We start from the raw sequence: 18,335 nt of genomic DNA, 5'->3' as shown, positions 1-18,335 counted from the left end.
GGCTGAAGCCGCTCCTACAGCGAGGAAACACCCCCGTAGGAGCGGCTTCAGCCGCGAACCCGCCACAGCGAGGAAACACCCCCGTAGGAGCGGCTTCAGCCGCGAACCCGCCACAGCGACGAAACAACCCCGTAGGAGCGGCTTCAGCCGCGAACCCAAACAGAACCGCGCCCTCTCACAACCACACCGCATCCCAATGCGGATAATCCCGCACCGTCCGCACGATGCCCGCGCGCAATGGGTTGGCAACGACATATCTGGCCATAGCTGGAAGATCGTCCTCGTCACGGAGCGCGTGATCGTGGAACCCCGCCTGCCAGCGCCGACGGCCCGGCGAGGCGTCCATTGCGTTGATGTTCTTCGCGCTCACCGATTTGAAGCGCTGCACGAGATCGCACAGACTGCCGTCGCGCAACTCCACGAGCCAGTGGAGATGATCCGGCATCAGCACGAAGGCCAGCGTCCGGCTCAGGTCGAGGGCGTCGCACCGACGCAGCTCCAGAATCGCACTGCGCGCCAGATGGAAGTCCGCGAAAATGGGCTCGCGCTCCAAGGTCACCGTGGTGATGAGATAAGTGCGCCCCATTTCCGAGACCCGCCCGCGGCGCAGCCGGTTTCCATGTGGCATAGTGAAATCACGTCGAAAAATGACGATGAATTTTATCCGCAACCGCCGCCCACAGGCGCCCCCCCAGGCCCCGCAGTAGGAGCGGCTTCAGCCGCGATTCGACCGTTGACCGCCCGCGTAGGAGCGGCTTTAGCCGCGAATCGTCGGAGGGTCGGCCCGGTTGGAGCAGAGCGGAGGGGGTTCGCGGCTAAAGCCGCTCCTACGGCCGCTCCTACGGCCGTGGCTGCGAATCCCTGCATCAGAAACGGAATCCACTCGTGATCCACGCCCCGCAGCTCCTCACCGACCTCACCCGCCAGCTCAAGCGCCTCGAAGACGATCTGCGTGCCCGCATCGCCGAGCTGCCCGCGCTCGACGCCGCCCTGCGTGCCGAGTGGCATGCCGCGCGCGATGCCGACCGTTGCGCCGAGGCCTTCGAGAGCTGGGTCGACCAGGTCATCACCCAGGCCGGCGTGCATTGGCTGCTGTCCTGCGTGTTCCTGCGCTTCATCGAAGACAACCAGCTCGTCGACCGGCCCTGGCTGTCCGGCACGCCTGAATCAGGAAGACTAGCCCTCGCGCGTGACCGCCACGAAGCCTACTTCCGCGCCCAGCCGCTCGAATCCGACCGCGACTACCTGCTCGCCGCCTTCCGCGAGGCTGGCACCCTGCACGGCCTGCAGACCTTCTTCCTTGATGCCCACAACCCGGTCTTCCGCCTCGCCATCAGCGGCGATGCGGCGATGGCGCTGCGCCAGTTCTGGCAGGCGGTGGACCCGGCGAGCGGGGCGCTGGTGCACGACTTCACCGACCCCGAGTGGGACACCCGCTTCCTCGGCGACCTCTACCAGGACTTGTCGGAGGCCTCGCGCAAGCGCTACGCCCTGCTGCAGACCCCTGAGTTCGTCGAGGAATTTATCCTCGACCGCACGCTCACCCCGGCGATCCGCGAGTTCGGCCACCAGAGCGTGCGCATGATCGACCCTACCTGCGGCTCGGGACACTTCCTGCTCGGCGGCTTCCACCGCCTGGTGGCGCAATGGCAGCGCCACGAGCCCGGCCGCAATCCGCGCGACATCGCGCAGAAGGCGCTGGCCGCGGTGGCCGGCGTGGATCTCAACCCCTTTGCGGTGGCCATTGCGCGCTTCCGTCTGCTGGTGGCGGCGCTCAAGGTGTGCGAGGTGCAGAGGCTGGCCGACGCGCCCAACCTCAGGCTGCAGGTGGCCATCGGCGACAGCCTGCTGCACGGCCCGCGCTTCGGTTTCAAGGAAACCGAAGACATGTTCCAGCGCGCCGACGACTACGCCGACACTGGCCTCGCCCACGCCTTCGCCAGCGAGGACCTGGCCGAGGTGCAGAAGATCCTCGGCCGCCAGTACCACGCCGTGGTCGGCAACCCGCCCTACATCGTGGTCAAGGACGCGGCGCTGAACCAGGCCTACCGCCGGCGCTATGACAGTTGCCATCGCCAGTATTCGCTCGGCTGTCCCTTCACCGAGCGCTTCTTCGAGCTCGCGCAGACCGGGCGCGACGGGCAGGGCGAGGCGGCAAAGGCGGGCTTCGTCGGCCTCATCACCGCCAACAGCTTCATGAAGCGCGAGTTCGGCGCCAAGCTCATTGAGCAGGTGCTGCCGGCGCTGGACCTGACCCACGTCATCGACACCTCCGGTGCGTACATCCCGGGGCACGGCACGCCGACGGTGATCCTGTTTGGCCGCCACCGGCCGCCGGTGGCGGGCGAGGTGCGTACGGTGATGGGGATCAAGGGCGAGCCGAGCACGCCGGCGGATCCGGCGAGAGGGCAGGTGTGGTCGGCGATCGTCGGGCAGGTGGATGTGGCGGGGTCGGAAAGCGATTTCGTCAGCGTGACGGATACGCCACGGGCGACGTTCGGGAAGCATCCGTGGAGCGTTGGTGGTGGCGGTGCTGCCGAGTTGAGAGATGCGCTGGATGCCGAGCGTGAAACGCTCAGAGGAGCAGGGTGTGACCTTGGCTATCTCGTCATTACAGGGGAAGACAATTGCCTGATGCTTCACCGCAGTGCTGTCTCCCGGTTGCGTTTTACGCACGTGAGAGCTATCGGTGAGGGCGATGCAGTTCGCGATTGGGGCGTTGAATCAAACCTGTGCGTGATGTGGCCCTACGATCTATTCGGCAATGACCTCACCGATGAGGATGTCGCTGGTCATGTTGCGTGCCTTTGGCCATATCGAAGTTCGCTCAAGGACCGGAAGGCTTTTGGCGTTCCGGTAGAGCAGAAAGGGCTGCGCTGGTGGGATTTGAGAGAAGTCTATCGGGCGCGACTTGATCGTCCACTCACCATCACCTTCGCCGAAGTCGCCACCCACAACCACTTCGTCCTCGATCGCGGCGGCAAGGTGTTCAAGCAGACCGCGCCGGTCATCAAGCTGCCGGCCGAGGCGACCGAGGACGAGCACCTGGGCCTGCTCGGGTTGCTGAATTCGTCGGTAGCGTGCTTCTGGTTCCAGCAGGTGTGCCACAACAAGGGGGGGCCGGGTGGAGGAAGCAGCAAGGACGAAAAATGGCATGATTTCTACGCTTTCAACTCCACCAAGGTGGCGGAGTTTCCGCTGGTCGAGGAGCATCCCGTTGGCTGGGCTCGCCGTCTGGATGTGCTCGCGCAAGCGTTATCCGAAGCGTCACCTGAGAACCTGTTGAGAAAGACAGACGAAGAAGGCGCCCGGCTCACCCGGGCGATGCTCGACGAGGCGAGGGCTCGATCGGCGTCGATCAAGGCGCAGATGGTCGCGGCGCAGGAGGAACTGGACTGGCACTGCTATCGGCTCTATGCCCTTCTCACGGATACGCTGGAGACAGCGTCGCCGCCAGAGGTTCGTTGCGGTGAGCGTGCCTTCGAGATCGTAATGGCTCGAAGGCTGCAATCTGGAGCCCTTCAGACGCGGTGGTTCGAATGGCTGGGGATCGAGCCTGTGACAGCCATTCCGAGTCACTGGCCGTCCGACTATCGTGCGCTCGTTCAGAAGCGCATCGAGCTTATTGAGTCTGACCGGAACGTCGGGCTCGTCGAGTCCCCGAACTGCAAGCGGCGCTGGGAGAGCGTCTCGTGGGACGATCAAGAAAAGGCCGCGCTGCGCGACTGGCTGCTCGCCCGGCTGGAATCCGCCCGCTACTGGCCGCAGGGCGCAGGGCGCGCGGACGCGGCCGGCGCTGCAGGGGGTGCTGGCGAGCCGGTCCAGCTCTCCAGCATCAACCGCCTCGCCGACGCGGCCCGTCTGGACGCGGACTTCATGCACATCGCCGCGCTCTACACCGGCCGCGCCGACTTCGACGTCACCCGCCTGGTCAATGATCTGGTTGCCGCCGAGTCCGTGCCCTTCCTGCCCGTGCTGCGCTACACCGAAACCGGCCTGCGCAAGCGCGCCCAATGGGAAGACTGCTGGGCGCTGCAGCGGCGCGAAGACGCCATCGACGCCGAGCTGGAGCACGGTGCCGCCGTCCGGCGTGAAGAATTGCTGGCGGTGGTGCGCAAGGAGCGCGACGGGGGCGATCCGGATGCGGAGGGCCTGCGCTGGGTTGAAGACACCCTGGCCGAGGAACTGGCGCAGACCAAGGCCGAGCGCAAGGCGGCCGAGGTCGGGCGGATTCCGGTGCCACCCAAATACCAGAGCAAGGATTTCCAGAAGACGGACTTCTGGCGCCTGCGCGGCGGCCTCGACGTGCCCAAGGAGCGCTGGGTGAGCTACCCCGGCTGCGAACGCGGCGCCGACGGCAGCCTCCCCATCGTCTGGGCCGGCTGCGACCACCTGCAGCGAGCCACCGCGCTCGCCGGCTACTACCTCGACATGAAGGACAGCGAAGGCTGGACTTCCGAGCGCCTGCTGCCGCTGCTCGCCGGCCTGCTCGAGCTGCTGCCCTGGCTCAAGCAATGGCACAACGCGCTCGACCCCCACTTTGGCGAGCGCATGGGTGATTACTACGACGGCTTCGTGCGCGACGAGGCCAAGGCGGTGGGGGTGACGCTGGAGGCACTGCGGGCGTGGAAACCGGTGGTGACGGCGGCGAGACGCGGGCGTCGGCGGAACGTGAGCTGAGTCACAGGTTTGGAAAGTGTAAAATCCGACCCAAAATTTATCACGGTGATAAACTAAATGCCCGATCTGTGGAAGATTAACCGTACCTTGCTGCAGCTGCCGAGGTCATCCCGGCGCTCGATTGCAGGTGGTCCATTGTTCGACCTGTTCATGCTGCAGGCACTGGTAGCTGACGGGGAGTTGACCGAGGACGAGGTGTGGGTCGCCACGGATCGTTGTGAGCGAGATCTGGAGAACGAGCGGTGGAGCTACGAAGATGTGCTGCACATGCTGTCTTGCCTGAGCCCGGCGGATTTCAAGAAAGCCGAGTGGTGTCAGGTAAAGCGCGGGGAGGTGTATCCCTGCGATGTTTATCAATTGCACTTTGACTTTGAACGGCGCGTGCGCAACGCACGTGGCCTTGAGGTGTACATGAAGTTTTCCGTGACCGACGACGGCCAGCTGAGTTTGGTGCTGGTGTCGTGTCACGGCTCTCGCTGAGGGGGAGGGTGAATCATGGGATTGGGTCTGTGCCCGGTGTGCCGCAAGGGTCACCTAGAGGCGGCGGAGCGCGTGCGTGTGTTCGAGCCGCTCGGCAAGCGTGTGGAAGTGAAGCTGCAGACCTCGGTCTGCAATGCATGCGGTGAAATGACGATCAAGGCGTCGCAGCACAGGGAAAACCTGCGTGTGCTGGCCGAGCGTAAGGCGCATTACGGCAATCTGCTGATGGGCGAGGAGATTCTGGCGCTGCGCAGGCGCTATGGCCTGACCCAGCAGCAGGCATCGAAGGTGTTCGGCAAGGGCAAGATCGCTTTCTCGCGCTACGAGTCGGAAGTCACCTATCCGGATGAGAGCACGACGCTGCTTCTGAAGCTGGCGATGGAGCGTCCGGACGTGATGAAAGATCTGGCTGATAAGGCGGGGGTCGAGTTGCCCTTGTGGACGGAGCGTTGCGAGGACGAGCAGCGGGTGAAGCTGCGCGCGCTGCCGACGACCCGGTGGGATTCGCGCCGTCGCGACCGCACCCGGGTGTGCGTGCCTATGCTTGGACGCCCGGCAGACCTGAGTGGCATGTGGGATGCAAAAGTCCATCTCACGGAGCACTTATCCATGACTCCCTGCAATGACGCAGCCTCGTCCGCCGAGTTGATGGAGGCGTTCGTCTGATGAAAGCCGCACCGGTGCAATTGCTGCAGGTGATGTTCAGGAAGGTTTCAGTCGAGTGGGACGAGCGGCATGCGCCGCAGGAGCCGCCGAACCCCTTCACGACGACCTTCATGTTCGATGGCGTTGACCTGACCACTGAGTTCAGCATCGGCGAGCTCGATCCGGACCACGAGCGGGGGCGGATGTACCTGCTCAGTCTTCGGCTGGTGGTCGATAACGAGCCGCGAAAGGACAAGGAAGACCAGAAGTATTCGCCCTACGTCATCGATGTCGAGGCTCGCGGCGTCGTGCTGATTCCGAATGGCGCCGAAAAGCTCGCTCCGCCCGAGGACTTGGCCGCGGTGAATGGCGCGTCCTTGCTGTGGTCTGCGCTGCGCGAGCAAGTGCTGACTGTCAGCGCACGTATGATGGCTGGGCAGGTCATCCTGCCGACGATGAACTTTCATGATTTGAGGAAGAAAGACGGCGGCATGTCGGCGAAGCCGGTTGCAGCGCAGGCGCTTACGAAGTCGCCCAGCAGTTCAAAGGTGCGCAAGAAGCTTGCGAAGAGAGACGTGGCTGAATGACGGGGGCGCTGGAAGCCGTTCTGACGCCGGTTGAGCCTGTTTTCAGCCTGGACCTGGGGGCAAACGGTGGGCTGTTTGCGCCCAGGTCGATTCAAGAGGCAGTCGAGTGGATCCAGACTGAGATCAGTTTCTGGTCTTGGCAGCGAGACCGGCAGAGTGGAAATCACACAAATGGCTTCCGGCAAGCATTGAGCCAACTCCAGGAAGCGCTGAATTGTTTTCAGCGAGCTCAACAGTACGCGACGCATGAACCTCAGCACTACGACCAGCAGATTCAATCTGCCCAAGCTTCGGTGCGTGAAGCGCTGGTTGTGCATGGGCTGCCGCACAGTTCGACTCCGCTCGGCAAGCGAATTGATCTGTACCGGACTCAGAATGAGGAAGCCGCGAGCTTCTACGCCTGTGTGTTCGTCCCGCCTAGGGATGGGCATAGTTTGCAGCCGCAGATGCCCGAGGCTTGGCGCGGTCTTGTAGAAGGCATCCTGGATCGCTATGAACTGCCCGCTTCGCTGAGGGAAGAGAGACTTGAGGCGGCAAGCCAGGCATTCGAACAGCTTCGGGCGAATACGGCGTCCGTAGTTGGCGAAAAGACCGTGACGATTGAGGCCTTACATCGTGATTACGCGGAGCTTTCAAGCGACATCCGTTCTGCGCGTGAGACCCAGCAAAACGAGTTTGATGCGGCCCAGAAACTACGGAGCGAACGTTTTGAAGAGTTGCTGACGACGCACGAACAGACCATGGACGATCTTAAGAAGACGTTCAGCGAGAAGATGGCCCTGCGTGCGCCGACGGAGTATTGGAGATCGAAGGAGGAGCATCACAAGAGGATGTCCAAGGTTTCAGGCGGAGTTGCTTTTGGAGGCATGCTTGTCGCCGCAGGGGTGCTAGCGTGGATTCTCTATTCGCTTCTTGCATCGACACCTCCCGGAAGTGGGCCCGATAGCTGGAGGTTGGCCCTCGTTGGCCTGATCGGCCTATTCTCGGTTTGGGCGATCCGTCTGGTGGTGCGCTCGTACTTGAGCAACCTTCACCTGGCCGGCGATGCAGCCGAGCGGAGGGTGATGATCCAGACTTACCTGTCTTTGCTCGAGGATGGCGCAGCCGTCGGAGATCAGGACCGGCACTTGATCCTGCAGGCCTTGTTCAGACCCGCGGCGGACGGAATTGTGAAAGATGAAGGTGTCCCGCCATCGATGTTGGAGTTTCTGACGCGAAATCCAAGAGCCTGAGCGGCTTTCATCTAAATGACATTTGAAGCTCGTTCGCACATGGGTGCAAGCGAACGAAGGAGCGAGGCAATGCCTCAGTTGCTGAAAGACCTGATCACCATCCCTGAGCGCGTGCATCAGGGCGACTTCGTGCTGAAGCTCGCCGAAGGTGTGAGCCATGCCGAGCAGACGCTGCGCGACTATGTGGTCACGCCGCAGCTTGCCGATGCGTTCGGCAATGCGATGGGCTTTATCGAGCAGGCGGTGCTGTCGTGCAACAGCAAGGCGGCCTACCTGCATGGCAGTTTCGGATCGGGCAAAAGCCATTTCATGGCGGTGTTGAACCTGCTGCTGGCGGGCAACACGCAGGCGCGCTCGATTCCGGAGCTGGCCTCGGTCGTGGCCCGCCACAGCTGGACGCAGGGGCGCAAGTTCCTGCTTGTGCCCTACCACATGATCGGCGCCCGCGACATGGAGAGCGCGATCCTCGGTCAGTACGCCGAGTTCGTGCGCAAGCAGCACCCGGAAGCACCCGTGCCGGGTTTCTACCTGGCGGAGGGCTTGTTTCACGACGCCGTGCGCATGCGCGAGACGATGGGTGACACGGAGTTCTTCGACAAGCTCAACGCCGGTGCCCAGGGCAGTGCGGGCGGTGGCTGGGGGGCGCTTGACAGCGGCTGGGATGCGGCGAGCTTCGAGGCTGCGATGCTGGAGCCGCCGCACGGCGAGGAGCGCGCACGGCTGGTGGGCGACCTGATCGGGCAGTTCTTCTCGGCTTACCGTTCACTGGCTGCGGGTGGCGAGGGCTTCGTGCCGCTGGACGACGGGCTGGCGATCATGAGCCGGCACGCGCGCGACCTCGGCTACGACGCGGTGATCCTGTTCCTTGACGAACTGGTGTTGTGGCTGGCGAGCCATGCGGCCGATGTGAGCTTCGTCAGCCGCGAGGGCACCAAGCTGGTGAAGCTGGTAGAGGCGACCAACGCCGACCGGCCGATTCCGCTGGTGAGCTTCGTTGCCCGCCAGCGGGATCTGCGCGACCTGGTGGGCGAGAACCTGGCCGGATCGCTGCAGCTGCAGTTCAGCGATGTGCTCAAGCACTGGGAGGCGCGCTTCCATCGCGTGACGCTGGAAGACCGCAACCTGCCTGCGATCGCGGAAAAACGCGTGCTGCGTCCGCGTGACGAGGCCGCCCGGCAGACTCTGCAGGCCGCCTTCGAGGAGGTGCTGAAGCTGCGCCGCGACGTGCTCGACACCTTGCTGACCAACGAGGCCGACCGCGACCTGTTCCGCCGGGTCTATCCCTTCAGTCCGGCCCTGGTGCAGACCCTGATTGCGGTGTCGGCGGCGCTGCAGCGCGAGCGCACGGCGCTGAAGCTGATGCTGCAGTTGCTGGTGGACCGGCGCGAGGATCTCGAGCTCGGCCAATTGATTCCGGTCGGTGACCTGTGGGACGCGATTGCGGAAGGTGATGAGCCCTTCTCCGAAGGCATGCGCCTGCACTTCGACAACGCCAAGCGGCTCTACACCCAGCGCCTGCTGCCGATGCTGGAGACGCGCCATGCCGTAACCTGGGAAGCGATCAGGCTCGGCCAGGCTGAGGCGAGCGCGGCGCGTAACTTGCGCAACGATGCGCGCCTGCTCAAGACCCTGCTGCTGGCGGCGCTGGTCCCCGAGGTGGAGTCGCTCAAGGGCATGACCGCCGGCCGGCTGGTCGCGCTGAACCACGGCACCTTCCGCTCGCCGATCCCGGGGCGCGAGGTGCAGGACGTGGTGCGCCGCTTGCGCGACTGGGCGGGCGAGATCGGCGAGATCAAGGTCTCGGACGACAACAACCCCACGGTGGCGATCCAGGTCACCGGGGTGGACATCGAGCCGATCCTGCGTGCCGCCGAGGTAAACGACAACGATGGTAACCGTCGCCGCAAGATCCGCGACATGCTGTTCGAGCAGCTGGGCATAGCGGACGATGGTGCCTTGTTCATCCGCTACGAATTTGTCTGGCGCGGTACGCGGCGCGAGGTGGAGCTGCTGTACGAGAACGTGCGCCAGATGGCCGACGAGCGCCTGCGCGGGCGCAGCGAGGCGTGGACCGTGGTGCTGGATTTTCCTTTCGATGAGGCCAACCGCACGCCCCAGGACGACATTGCCCGACTGGACGAATACAGCGGCGGCAATACACGCACCGTGGTGTGGCTGCCGGCCTTTCTGAGCAACAAGGCGATGGCTGACCTCGGGCGGCTGGTGATCCTTGACCACATCCTGCAGGGCGAGCGTTTCGAGCAGTACGCTGGGCATTTGTCCTTCGTCGATCGCACGCAGGCGAAGGCTCTGGCGCGTAACCAGCTCGATTCGCTGCGCATCAAGCTGCGTACCCAGCTCGACGTGGCCTACGGCCTGAGCACGGAGCCGAGGGACGCGGTGATGTTTGCGCTGGCGCCTGAGCAGCAGTTCCGCTCGCTGGACCTCACCTTCGTGCCGCGGCCGCCGGTGGGGGCGGATTTTCGCTCGGCTTTCGAGGAGCTGCTCGGGCAATTGTTCGCCCACCAGTATCCTGCGCACCCGGAGTTCGACACCGAGATCAAGGCCAGTGTGGTGAAGAAGGTGTGGGCCGAGGTGCAGAAGGCGGTTGCAGCTCCGGGGCATCGTGGTCTGGTGACCGATACCCCCACCCGCCGCCTGGTGCGCTCGGTCGTAAACCCCTGCCGCCTGGGGGTGATGGGCGAGACCCACTTGCTGATCGAGCACCACTGGAAGGCGCATTTCTCGCAGTGCCATGCGCGCGATGGGGGAGGGGTGATCACGGTGTCGAAGCTGCGGCAGTGGATCGACGCGCCGCAGCCGATGGGTCTGCCGGGTGAGCTGCAGAACCTGATCATCCTGAGCTATGCGCTGCAGACCAATCGCAGCTTCGTATTGGGCAGCACACCCGTCGATCCAGGTGTGGAGCAGCTCGTCGACGACTTGGAGCTACGCGAACAGTCCTTGCCCGAAGCCTCCGAGTGGGCGCGCGCGGTGGAGCGCGCAGCGGCGCTGTTCGGCCTGACCGTGCCGCAGACGCTCAATGCGGCGAGCGTCGCGCAGCTGGTCAACCAGGTCCGCGAGGCGGCGAAGGCCAAGCGCATTAAGCTCGGCGAACTCGTCGCCCGTGTGCGCGACCGCGCGCAACGCTACGCGCCGGGGGCGCCCGCGGCGCGTCAGCGCAGCGCGGAATCGGCGCAGGCCTTGGTGGCGGCGCTCGTGCCGGCTGATGACCGCGAATTGGTGCACGTGCTGGCGTCGATGGAGCTCGAGACCTCGGAGACCGCAGTGGGTCGCACGCTGGGCCAAGCCGAGACTTCGTTGGCGGCACTGGATGGCGCGAAGTGGCAGTTGTTCGATGCGATGGGTGATCTCGCCGACCATCGCCGGGATGCGGCCCAGCTGATTCTTGCACGCCTCAAGGAAGCGCTGAGCTCGGACGAGCACGTGGTGCCCTTGAAGGCCCGGCTCGAGGAAATGGAGCGGGATGCAGTCAGGCTGCTGACCGCGGCGGCGCCAGTAGCGCCGGGCATCGGGGTCCGTGGTCCGGCAGCGCCGGGTACCGTAGGCGTACAGACGAGTGCGCCCTCCACGCCATCCGAACCCATCCTGCCGACGGTACCGCAGCCGGGGCGGCGCACCATCGTGGTTGAAGAGGCCCAGGAAACCAACCTCAGTGTCGAGGAGGCGACCCGTGTGCTCGATGACTTGAAGGCGCGTCTGGCGAGTGACCGGGCGCTGGAACTGACGGTGACCTGGCGCCTTCAACGTCGGGGCGAATGAACATGGCGATTGCAACAGGGGTGTCGACCACACAGGTCGTGGCGCAACTCGACACCATCATCTCGAGGGACGCCAACGCCCGCGCGGTGGCGGTGCGCTCCGTGGCACGGCAGGCGTGGCCTGCGCGAATCATCGCGCGCGGACGACCCTTCGATGTGCACTGGTGCGAATCACTGCTCGGCTTGCGTGAGGCGCTGCTTGCGCTCGAACCGCAAACCGGGCGTCGAGGTGGGCAGGACGACGCGGGCCTCGTTCTGCTGACGCCGTTCGCGACCCACGAGCTGCCGGACGATGTCGCAGCGCGCCTATTCAAGTCGCGCGTGTGGCAACCGGAAGGTTGGCAGATCGTGCGCGAGATGTTTGATGCGAAGGAGGTCGATGCCCGCCTCGCGCGCTATGGCTGGATGCCTCAGTTGTTGATCGATGCGGCAGCCTCGGGGGCTTTCGACCCAGTGGCCACCGGCTTTCTCGACCTCGACACGGCGTGGCGGGTGATCCTGCAGCGCTGCCTTGGCTTGGAAAGCGAACGATCCGATGCGCAAGCGCTGTTGGCCTGGACCCAGCAGGCGGATGCCGCCGCGCGCCTGGATGCATTGCCGGCCGTGGCGCAGACGGACGTCTGTGCTTGGCTGCAAGATGCTGCCGGAGCGGTCGGCAGACTGATTCTTGCCACCCGCAGGAGCGGGCGACTGGCGGATGCCTTGCCGCTTGGACTGGTGTGCTCGGTGGTGTTCGCCGCCGATGCGCTTGGCCAGTCGGAGCTGGGCCATGCTGCGGTGCGTCTGGAGCGCCATGTCGATGATCTGCACATCGGCGTGGTCGAGGGCCGGGCCTGGGCGAAAGCCGCGACCGCGCTTGTGAGGCGTGACGGGGCCGCAGCCTGGCAGGGGGCACTCGATCGCGCTGATACCCTGCTCGAGGAGCTTCGCGCCGGTGCGTTCGCCTGGCTGAGCGACACGCTGTACGCGAGTCTCGACCAGCGCATGTCGCGCTTTGGTTCAGCGGTGGGACAGTTTGTGGCGCGTCTGTCTGGAGCGCAGGCGGGCGACGCGCTGGACGGGGTGGTGCGCGAGGTCCTGCAGCGGGTGACCGAGTTGCGTCAGCATGTGCTGGTCGGTCGCTTCACCCAGCGCCTCGAACAGGTGGAGATGGCGTGCCGTCTGGTGAAGTGGTTGGCAAGGCCGATGCCAGACTTCGATTCGGTGGCGGCTGCCATCGAGTGGCAGGCGGACCAGGGAGCTTTCGTGGATTGGGCGCGTTTCCGCTTGCGCGGGGGCGATGACTTGGTGCCGGTCTCTGACGCCTATGCGGCCTTGCGCGCTGCAGTGGCCGCCAGGCGGGCGCCGCTGGTGAAGGGGTTTGCGGGCATGCTCGCACAGGGTGGCGGGAACGACTGGACACCGTCGCCGCGCATCGTGCCCGTCGAAACCGCCCTCGCAAATCTGGTCGCCCCGCTGGCCGCGTCGCACCCAGTCCTGCTGTTGGTCATGGATGGACTGAGTGTCAGCATCTTCCGCGAGTTGTTCGCCGAGCTGGCGGCCTTGAGTTGGTCCGAGTGGGTACGTAGCGACCTGGGGCATGCCTTGGCCGGGGTGGCCGCGTTCCCGACGGTGACCGAGGTCAGCCGTGCGAGTCTGCTCGCCGGCACCGTAAGCACGGGCGGAAGCGGGCAGGAGAAAAGTGCCTTTGCGGCGCACCCGGCATTGCTTGTGCATAGCACGGCTTCGCAGCCGCCGCGACTCTTCCACAAGGGTGAGCTGGCCGAGGACAGCAGTCTGTCAAGCCAGGTGCGCGCGGCGATCGCCGATGGCCGGCAGAAAGTGGTGGGGGTGGTGTACAACGCCGTGGACGATCACCTCGCCGGACCGGATCAGTTGCATCAGGCCTGGCGGCTGGAGGGGCTTCGCCTGCTGATGCCCTTGCTGAGGGAGGCGCGTGACGCACGGCGGGTTGTGATCGTGACGGCGGATCACGGTCATCTGCTCGACGACGGCACGCGCCAGTGCTCGGGCGGTGAGCGTGATCGCTGTCGCGATGGCAACAAGGCGGGGAGCGAGGACGAGATCCTTCTGCGCGGGCCGCGGGTGCTAAGCGCCTCAGGCCAGCGCAGTGTGGTGTGCCTGTGGGGCGAGGACACGCGTTACACCGGTCGCAAGAATGGCTACCACGGTGGTGTCTCCTTGGCGGAGGTGGTGGTGCCGATGAGCGTGCTGGTTCCGCTGGGCATGAACCTGCCAGGGTGGCAACCGGCGGTTCCGCCGCAGCCCGAGTGGTGGGATCTGAGTTTGCCCTTCGGTGAGGAGGCGAACGGTTCGAGGGTGGCCGACCAAGCTGCCGCGTCGCTTGCTGCGGTGAAGCCTGCACGTGCCCAGTCTCGCAAGCCGGCTGCGGCAGAAGGGCAGGGGGCGCTGTTCGATCTCGGTGTCCCGGCTCCTGCGCCCCTTGAGCCAAGCCGCACGCACTGGGTGGATGGTCTGCTCGCCTGCGATACCTATGCGGCGCAGCGCCGACTGGCTGCCCGCGTTGCGCTACCCGACGAGCAGATGCGGCGTTTGTTGTGTGCGCTGGAAGAACGCGGAGGCAAGCTGTCGAGGACCGCGGTCGCGCAGCGTCTGGCCGTGCCCGAGCTGAGGCTGGCGGGTATGCTGGCCGCGGCACGACGGGTGCTCAACGTCGACCAGATGGCGGTGATGGAGCTGGATGAGGCTGCCGGGACGGTGGAATTGAACCTGAACCTGCTGATGAAGCAGTTCGGATTGAGTAGCGTTGAGCGGTAGGAGCGGCTTTAGCCGCGAAAGCGCGGGGTGCGCGGCTGAAGCCGCTGCTACGGGTGACAATTATGCGACTAAGGTTTTCCAGCACGAAGGAGCGCAGATGATCAGCGCAGCCAAACGCGAAGATATCATCGGCGCGCTGCGCCGCGGGACCGTGCCGGGTTCGGGTCTTGACGCCTTTGCGGTCGGGGTGGAGGTGTTTGCACCGGTGATCGACGAGGAACTCGAGCGCGTGGCCGCCGGGCGTGGCGCTTTCAAGGCGGTGCGTGGTGAGTATGGCAGCGGCAAGACCTTCTTCGGGCGCTGGTTTCAGGAGCGTGCCCGTAGCTGCGGTTTTGCGGCGAGCGAGGTCCAGATCAACGAAACAGAGACCCCGCTGCATAAACTCGAGACCGTCTATCGACGGCTGGTCGAGCGCCTTGGCACGGCCGACGCGGCGCATGGCGCATTCCGCAGCGTGATCGACGGTTGGTTTTTCGCGCTCGAACAAGATGTGCTGGCCGAAGGGGGCGTCGATGCCGTTGACGACTCCGCGCTGCTGGCGAGAACCGATGCCTTGATGGAAGCCAGGCTGGCGACTATCAGCAAGGCGGCGCCGGCGTTTGCGGCGGTGCTGCGCGCCTATCGACAGGCGGTTGCACGGGGGGATGGAGCGCTCGCCGACGGACTGATCAGCTGGCTGGCAGGGCAGCCCAATGTGGCCGCGAGCGTGAAGCTGGCGGCAGGCATCAAGGGGGATCTGGACCATTTCGGTGCGGCGAACTTCCTGGCTGGTGTGCTGGTGATCCTGCGCGACAGCGGTTACGCCGGGCTGGTGCTGGTGCTCGATGAAGTCGAGACCTTGCAGCGCATGCGGGGCGACACCCGGGAGCGAGGCCTGAACGCGCTGCGCCAGTGGATCGACGAGATCGACGCCGGACGCTACCCGGGGCTCTATCTGCTGATTACGGGTACGCCCGCCTTCTATGACGGCCCACAGGGCATCCAGCGACTGGTGCCGCTCGCGCAGCGTCTGCACGTGGATTTCGCCACCGAGGCGCGATTCGATAATCCGCGTGCGGCGCAGATCCGCTTGTCGGCTTTCGACCACGGTGCCCTGGTCGCAGTAGGGACGCGGATACGCGACATCTACGCCGAAGGCGCGCGAGACCAGGCGCGCATCCACGGTGTGGTCGATGACATTTATGTGGAAACGCTGGCCCGCGCCGTGGCCGGCGGGCTGGGTGGCAAGGTCGGGGTTGCGCCCCGCCTGTTCCTGAAGAAGCTGGTTGCGGATGTGCTCGACCGGGTGGATCTGCACGCCGACTTCGACCCGCGACGCCACTACAGCCTGACGCTGTCCGAGACCGAGATGTCTGCCGCCGAACGGGCGGCGGCGAATGCGGACTCGGTGGACGACATCGCGCTGTGAGCGCGCCCGACCCGAGGCGGGAACTGGGTGTTGATCCTTTCGATACCCTGCACCCCGCGCTGCAGTACCACGTCGTCAATTCGCTGGGCTGGACGTCTCTGAGACCGACGCAGATCGAGGCCATCGGCCCGATCCAGGAGGGGCTCCATTGCCTGTTGCTGGCGCCGACTGCAGGTGGCAAGACCGAGGCGGCGATCATCCCGGTGTTGTCGCGCATGCTTCGCGAGAACTGGAGCGGCGTGAGCGTGCTGTACGTCTGCCCGATCAAGGCGCTGCTCAACAACCTTGCCCAGCGTCTCGAACACTACGCAGGACTCGTTGGCCGACGGGTGGAGCTCTGGCATGGCGATGTGTCGCAGTCGCGCAAGCAGCGTGCGCTGAAGGACCCGCCCGACATCATCCTGACCACGCCCGAATCGATCGAGGGCATGCTGATCTCCACCCGGGTCGAGCGCGATACCTGGTTCGGCAGCCTGCGGGCGGTGATCGTGGACGAGCTCCACGCCTTTGCGGTCGATGATCGCGGCTGGCATCTGCGCGCCATCCTTTCCCGCCTGGCGGACTACACGGTGCGCCCGCCCCAGCGCATCGGACTGTCGGCCACCGTCAGCAATCCGGATCAGTTGCTAGCCTGGCTCGCTCCGGAAGGCGAGCGCAGGGTGGTCGGCAGTGCGGGGGTGAGCACCGATGCCGACGTCACGCTGGACCACGTCGGCTCGCTCGAGAACGCGGCAATCGTGATTTCGCGCCTGCATCGCGGCAAGAAGCGCCTCGTCTTCTGCGATTCGCGCAGCTACACCGAGCAACTCGGCAACCTGCTGCGGGGCCACGGTGTGCGCACCTTCGTCAGCCACGCGTCGCTGAGCGCGGTTGAGCGTCGTCAGGCCGAGACGGCGTTTGCGGAAGAGAAGGACTGCGTCATCGTTGCCACCTCCACGCTCGAACTGGGCATCGACGTGGGTGATCTCGACGTCGTCATCCAGATCGATGCACCTTCGACAGTGTCATCGTTCCTGCAGCGGATGGGCCGTACCGGCCGTCGCGCCGGAGCGAGGCGCAACTGCCTGTTCCTTGCCACGACCTATCAGGGTTTTTTGCTGAGCCTCGGCGTGCTGCAGAAGTGGCAGGAGGCCTGGGTGGAGGCAGCGCTGCCGCCTCCCGAGCCTTGGGGTGTGGTGGCCCAACAGGCGCTTGCCATGGTGCTGGAGCAGGGCCTGGTGCCGCGACATGCGTTGCTGCAGCGCTTGCAGAGGGCTTTCCCGGAATGTGAGCAATCCGACATCGCCTTGCTGGTGGATTCGGCCATCGACAAGGCCTACCTGTCGATGGCTGAGGCGGATCTCCTGCAGGTTGGGCCCACCACCGAGCGCGAGTACGGCCGGGGACATTACCGGGACCTTCTGGCGACTTTCTCGGGCTCACCGCTGTTGACCGCACGCTTCGCGGGTGCGGATGTCGGCTATGTCGATCCGAGTGCCCTGACGGGCGATGATGCGCCGATGAACATCCTGCTCGCGGGGCGAAGCTGGAGGGTGGTCGACATCGACTGGGGGCGCCGGGTGGTGACACTCGAGCCTGGCACGGGGGGGGGCTCGGCACGATGGACTGGAACTGGCCGGGTGCTTGGAGGCGAAGTGTGTGGGGCGATTCGGATTGTCCTGCAGCGAGGGACGGTCTCGGGCGTGACGACGTCGAAACGAGCGGCTGCCGCGCTGGAGGAGTTCAGTGGGGGGCTCCCCTGCGCAGGCGAGGGACCGATCATCACGCATGATGGGAAGGACCGCTTTAGGGTCTGGACCTACGCGGGAACACGTTTCAATCGCTGGCTCGGCTATCAGCTGCGTGAGGTGGTGGGTCCGCTACGGCAAGACGACCTCGGTCTCGACATGCGGCGGGACCCGACCGACGCGATTCGAGGGATGGCTGCGCGAAGTGTGGCGCTGAGCCCAAGTGAGTTGGAGCAGCGTAGGGCGGAGATCAAGTTTGGGGAATGCGTGCCGGCGGGGTTGCTCGAGCGGTTGTTGGTTCGCAGGACTTATGAGGCGGCTTTGAGCGGGCACATCGCTGCCAGCGTTTGGTCGAGCACGAACATCGCCGATAGCCGGTAGCTCGGCTCCGGACGGGGTGCTGACCCTTCCCCGCGCTCTTTCTTCCGGTGCCCCGGGAAGACCATTGCCAAACGATCGCGTTTGATCCTCGGGGCAGGGTTTCCCTGCCCTGGGGCGAGCGTGTGGCGCCTTCGTCGGGTCAAGGGGCCGTGTCCTCGGCTGCGCCTGTGGGCCGCACCAACCCCTTGACCCGCCTGCGGCTGGTGCGACCGAGAACGGGGTGTTCCGACGATGGTTGAATCTGGGAGACGTGTTACCGGCGATCGCCGATGTTTGCCTGGTTAAGGGCGTTCTGGATTAGGGCAATCCACGTGGTGGCCGTGCTTTGTCTAATTCTTGTCCTATATTTGTCTCATATAAAACAATGGTTTAGAGTTCACTGAAATCGTCTTTGCGTATATCCTGCCTGCGTGTTTGATCAGTTCTGACGAACTAAGACAAGGGGGTGGTATGGCGCAAGTAGGCGAATTTCTGGTTCTGCTTCCGCGCCCAGCGGGCGTCTTGTTCTACGTCGGTCGTGATCGTAAGAATGGTCCGGCGCGATGGGGTAGTGCAGCGGAGGCTTTGCGCTTTGACGAGTTCGAGGCTGCGGCCAAGATCAGCCGGCGGCATCGTGGCAGCCATGTGATCGGCCG

10 protein-coding genes are annotated in these 18,335 nt (G+C 64.9%); 9 read left to right on the top strand and 1 reads right to left on the bottom strand.

All coding sequences use genetic code 11. The features are described from left to right. Positions 1 to 175: 175 nt before the first annotated feature. Positions 176 to 670 carry an REP-associated tyrosine transposase gene (locus tag M622_RS33125; RefSeq protein WP_245543079.1) on the bottom strand — a complete coding sequence of 165 codons (495 nt, stop codon included), beginning with the start codon at positions 668 to 670 and terminating at the stop codon, positions 176 to 178. Positions 671 to 885: 215 nt separating this feature from the next. Between M622_RS33125 and pglX the strand changes: the two genes are divergently transcribed. From pglX to M622_RS33085, 9 genes are all read left to right on the top strand, one after another. Further along, positions 886 to 4,680, top strand: coding sequence for a BREX-2 system adenine-specific DNA-methyltransferase PglX (gene pglX / locus M622_RS33120; protein ID WP_021249974.1), 3,795 nt, complete (start codon positions 886 to 888; stop codon positions 4,678 to 4,680). A gap of 57 nt (positions 4,681 to 4,737) precedes the next feature. Further along, positions 4,738 to 5,160, top strand: coding sequence for a hypothetical protein (locus tag M622_RS33115; RefSeq protein WP_157282064.1), 423 nt, complete (start codon positions 4,738 to 4,740; stop codon positions 5,158 to 5,160). Between the two features lie 15 nt (positions 5,161 to 5,175). Then, on the top strand, positions 5,176 to 5,826 hold the full coding sequence (locus M622_RS0120400; RefSeq protein WP_021249972.1) for a type II TA system antitoxin MqsA family protein: 651 nt from the start codon (positions 5,176 to 5,178) through the stop codon (positions 5,824 to 5,826). Next, on the top strand, positions 5,826 to 6,392 hold the full coding sequence (locus tag M622_RS33110; RefSeq protein WP_021249971.1) for a hypothetical protein: 567 nt from the start codon (positions 5,826 to 5,828) through the stop codon (positions 6,390 to 6,392). The genes M622_RS0120400 and M622_RS33110 overlap by 1 nt, the downstream gene beginning before the upstream one ends. Then, entirely contained in the window at positions 6,389 to 7,624 is a 1,236-nt protein-coding gene (locus tag M622_RS33105) for a DUF6161 domain-containing protein (protein WP_021249970.1), read from the top strand. The genes M622_RS33110 and M622_RS33105 overlap by 4 nt, the downstream gene beginning before the upstream one ends. Positions 7,625 to 7,693: 69 nt before the next feature. Continuing rightward, entirely contained in the window at positions 7,694 to 11,407 is a 3,714-nt protein-coding gene (locus M622_RS33100; protein WP_021249969.1) for a DUF6079 family protein, read from the top strand. A gap of 2 nt (positions 11,408 to 11,409) precedes the next feature. Then, positions 11,410 to 14,184, top strand: coding sequence for a BREX-2 system phosphatase PglZ (gene pglZ / locus M622_RS33095; RefSeq protein ID WP_245543077.1), 2,775 nt, complete (start codon positions 11,410 to 11,412; stop codon positions 14,182 to 14,184). Between the two features lie 97 nt (positions 14,185 to 14,281). Continuing rightward, a complete protein-coding gene (gene brxD / locus M622_RS33090) occupies positions 14,282 to 15,592 on the top strand; it encodes a BREX system ATP-binding protein BrxD (protein ID WP_021249967.1) in 1,311 nt (436 codons plus the stop codon). Continuing rightward, on the top strand, positions 15,589 to 17,700 hold the full coding sequence (locus tag M622_RS33085) for a DEAD/DEAH box helicase (protein ID WP_021249966.1): 2,112 nt from the start codon (positions 15,589 to 15,591) through the stop codon (positions 17,698 to 17,700). Before brxD ends, M622_RS33085 begins: the two co-directional genes overlap by 4 nt. The last annotated feature ends 635 nt before the right edge of the window (positions 17,701 to 18,335 follow it).

Source organism: Thauera terpenica 58Eu (genome assembly GCF_000443165.1).
In the GTDB taxonomy this organism is placed as follows: Bacteria; Pseudomonadota; Gammaproteobacteria; order Burkholderiales; family Rhodocyclaceae; genus Thauera; species Thauera terpenica.
The sequence above is the reverse complement of the archived record's forward strand: the minus strand, read 5'-3'. Positions and strand labels throughout refer to the sequence as shown.

Coding starts and splice junctions, on each gene's coding strand:
- M622_RS33115 (WP_157282064.1), top strand. CDS start 4,738: ATGCCCGATCTGTGGAAGATTAACCGTACCTTGCTGCAGCTGCCGAGG.
- M622_RS0120400 (WP_021249972.1), top strand. CDS start 5,176: ATGGGATTGGGTCTGTGCCCGGTGTGCCGCAAGGGTCACCTAGAGGCG.
- M622_RS33110 (WP_021249971.1), top strand. CDS start 5,826: ATGAAAGCCGCACCGGTGCAATTGCTGCAGGTGATGTTCAGGAAGGTT.
- M622_RS33105 (WP_021249970.1), top strand. CDS start 6,389: ATGACGGGGGCGCTGGAAGCCGTTCTGACGCCGGTTGAGCCTGTTTTC.
- M622_RS33100 (WP_021249969.1), top strand. CDS start 7,694: ATGCCTCAGTTGCTGAAAGACCTGATCACCATCCCTGAGCGCGTGCAT.
- pglZ (WP_245543077.1), top strand. CDS start 11,410: ATGGCGATTGCAACAGGGGTGTCGACCACACAGGTCGTGGCGCAACTC.
- brxD (WP_021249967.1), top strand. CDS start 14,282: ATGATCAGCGCAGCCAAACGCGAAGATATCATCGGCGCGCTGCGCCGC.